At 32.0% G+C, this 2,857-nt stretch carries 2 protein-coding genes; both read left to right on the top strand.

The genetic code is table 11. The annotated features are described in order from the left end of the window. Positions 1-1,286 (top strand): asparagine synthetase B family protein (locus ACGHIN_RS17090; RefSeq protein WP_390456380.1); only part of this gene is annotated, 1,286 nt, incomplete at its 5' end. Positions 1,287-1,304: 18 nt separating this feature from the next. Then, complete coding sequence (locus ACGHIN_RS17085; RefSeq protein ID WP_390456377.1) at positions 1,305-2,744, top strand: right-handed parallel beta-helix repeat-containing protein; 1,440 nt, start codon at positions 1,305-1,307, stop codon at positions 2,742-2,744. Positions 2,745-2,857 lie beyond the last annotated feature (113 nt).

Below are 2,857 nucleotides of genomic sequence, written 5' to 3'. Positions count from 1 at the left end.
TAAACAAAAGAATTTTAATGGACTATCTTTTAATAAGTCTAACAGATCATACTGAAGAAACTTTCTTTAAAGATGTAAACGTCCTGAGAAGCAGTCACAATTTGATTTTGGATTTGGCAACGAATACCATCGAAAAGAAAAAGTATTATGATGTTACATTCAGAAAAGATATCAATCAGCTAAACCTCGATCAGTCTATTGCAAAATACAAGGAAATATTTGATCAGTCTGTTACACTGAGAATGAGATCAGATGTAAAGGTGGGAACGTGCTTAAGCGGCGGATTAGACAGCTCATATATTTCAGCTATTGCTTCGGAAAAATATAATGAGGTGGCAAGTGATAACTTTAATGCAATAACCGCAGAATCATTAGAGCCAAGGCTTAATGAGACGAAGTATGCTAAAATGGTTGTAGAGCATTGCCATCTTAACTGGAATGTTACTTCCCCTACAAAAAATGATTTTGAGGAATACACCCAAGCTTTGGTGGAGGTATTGGAAGAACCTTTTGGAACTCCATCGGTATTTTTGCAAAACAGAGTGATGAAGAAGGCTAAAGAGGCTGGAGTAACTGTGTTATTAGACGGTCAGGGGGCAGATGAATCTCTTTTAGGATATCCTAAATATCTTGGAGCATACGTGAAATCTCTTCCGGCTTTAAAAAAGGTCAAATTTCTTAAAAACATTAGTAAGAATTTGTCTTTAAAGCCGTTGTATCTTATGAAAAGCCATTTATACTTTACCAATTTTGCTGTCAGAAAGAGAAGAGCATTATCAAGATTGGGAAAAGTAAACCAAAAATATCTTAAAGCAATCGATTTTACTACGCTAAAAGAAATTTCAAAATCCTATAACGATGTTTTTGAAATGCAAAAGCTGGAGATCACCAAAACCCAAATACCGCAATTGCTGAAATGGGAAGACAAAAACTCTATGGCCTTTTCCATAGAAACTAGACTTCCGTTTTTGGATTATAGATTAGTAGAAGCCAGCTTGTCAATGAACAATGACTACAAGCTGAAAGATTATTGGTCTAAATATATATTAAGAAAGTCAATGGAAGATTCCCTACCGGAAGAAATTGTGTGGAGAAAGACTAAAATAGGTTTTGAAGCTCCTACCAAAGATTGGCTGAAAGAATCTTTTATCTGGGATTTGGTTAACAAATCACCACTTCTTAATGATATTTTTGATGGAAATATTACAAAATCAGATGATGTCGCATTTTCTTGGCGACTTTGTAATATTGCTCTATGGGAAAAAGTATTTAATGTTAAATTTTAGCATTCCAACTGAATGGAGATGAAAAAGAATATTGTTTTTATTTTAATATTGTGTTGCTTTAGCTTAATCAAAGCTCAAACAGATACTCTTGTGGTTTCCCTGCAATCACAGTCTGTAAAAACAGATTTTACTACCATTCAGAATGCACTTTCCAATAAATCTCCCAAACCACTTAAGATTATTCTAAACGGAAATTTTTTCATTGATAAGACTTTAGTTACAGCTCGAGATCATACTATTATAGCATTTGCTAAAAACGCTACATTAAATCTTAGAAATGAAAATGAAGGCGGATTAATTATTGCCCATAATAATGTAACTGTCAAAGGAGGGGCTATTATTGGAAATGGTCTCTCTACTAAAGATTTTTATAAAGGATACGGCATTTTGCTTTCAGGAGCGAAAAATGGAACCATTAAAAATATAATCTTAAAAAAAATAAGCGGAATAGGTTTGTTTATTGCCAATGCAGGAGAAAAAGGATCCTCTAATAATACTGTAATCAATAATAAATTTATAAACTCTGCTATGAATTTAGGGCAGTCCGGAGATACATTGGCAATCCTTTTAGGGTATTCGGGGTATAATTACTCTCATGATAATAATGTAATTAAGAATAACCTTATAGACGGAGATAATCAATTAAAAATAGGAATAGGAATTATTGGACATGGTAACAATAATATCATTGAAAATAATACAATTCAGAATTTATTGGACTACGGTGTAATGGCTTATGAATCTCAGGCAGTAGGAGGTACCTTAAATAAAACAATTATACGGAATAATACCATTACTAATATAGGTGAAATAGGAAATAAGCAAACGGTGAAAGGAATGGGAATATATATTATGAAATCCCATAACTCTATAATTGAAGGAAATAAAGTCAGCTATGTTCTCAGAAATAGCGATAGGACGGAAACTCTAACTCAGGGTGCTATAGCATCAAGCGGCGGTGAAAATGTTAAAATTATAAATAATACAATTTCAGAATCTCCGATGTATGGTATTGTAATGGCATACGGGTTTAATTCTGAAATTTCGAATAATAAAATTAATAACGTAAAAAAGTCTGGAATATATTTAATTAATCTTAACGATATCCAGATCAAAAAAAATATTTTGAAAAATGTTGGGGACGTTGTTTTTAAAGGAAAATTCGGATATACCGGAGATCAGATCTATTCTAACAATAAACTTCTCAATAAGCATCAAAATGAGTTTACAGGCAAAAACATTTCAATTGTAGGAAACGAAGTCTATTCACCTAAAGAGCTTGTATATTTTGCCGGAGATGATGCGACCAACATAACGTCTAAAAATATTATTAGTAATATTGATTTTAGTGATAATATAGTGTATGGACAAAATATAAAGATTAATAGCTTAATAAACTATAAAAATACTGACGGTAAAACAACTATTAAAAATAATAAAACAATTAGGAGCAATTAAGTATGAGCCTGAAAAAGATTATATCTATAGGAACAACAACACAGAATAACAAACTGGTCAACGGGCAATCCATGATGTTTCAGCTTTTTATTGATAAGATTAAAGCAATAGGT

The organism is Chryseobacterium barbadense, assembly GCF_042849955.1.
Lineage (GTDB): Bacteria > Bacteroidota > Bacteroidia > Flavobacteriales > Weeksellaceae > Chryseobacterium.
This window is presented reverse-complemented; position numbering and strand designations above follow the sequence as displayed.

Bases quoted from the DNA above. Each gene is read 5' to 3' on its own strand.
- ACGHIN_RS17085 (WP_390456377.1), top strand. From the start codon at position 1,305: ATGAAAAAGAATATTGTTTTTATTTTAATATTGTGTTGCTTTAGCTTA.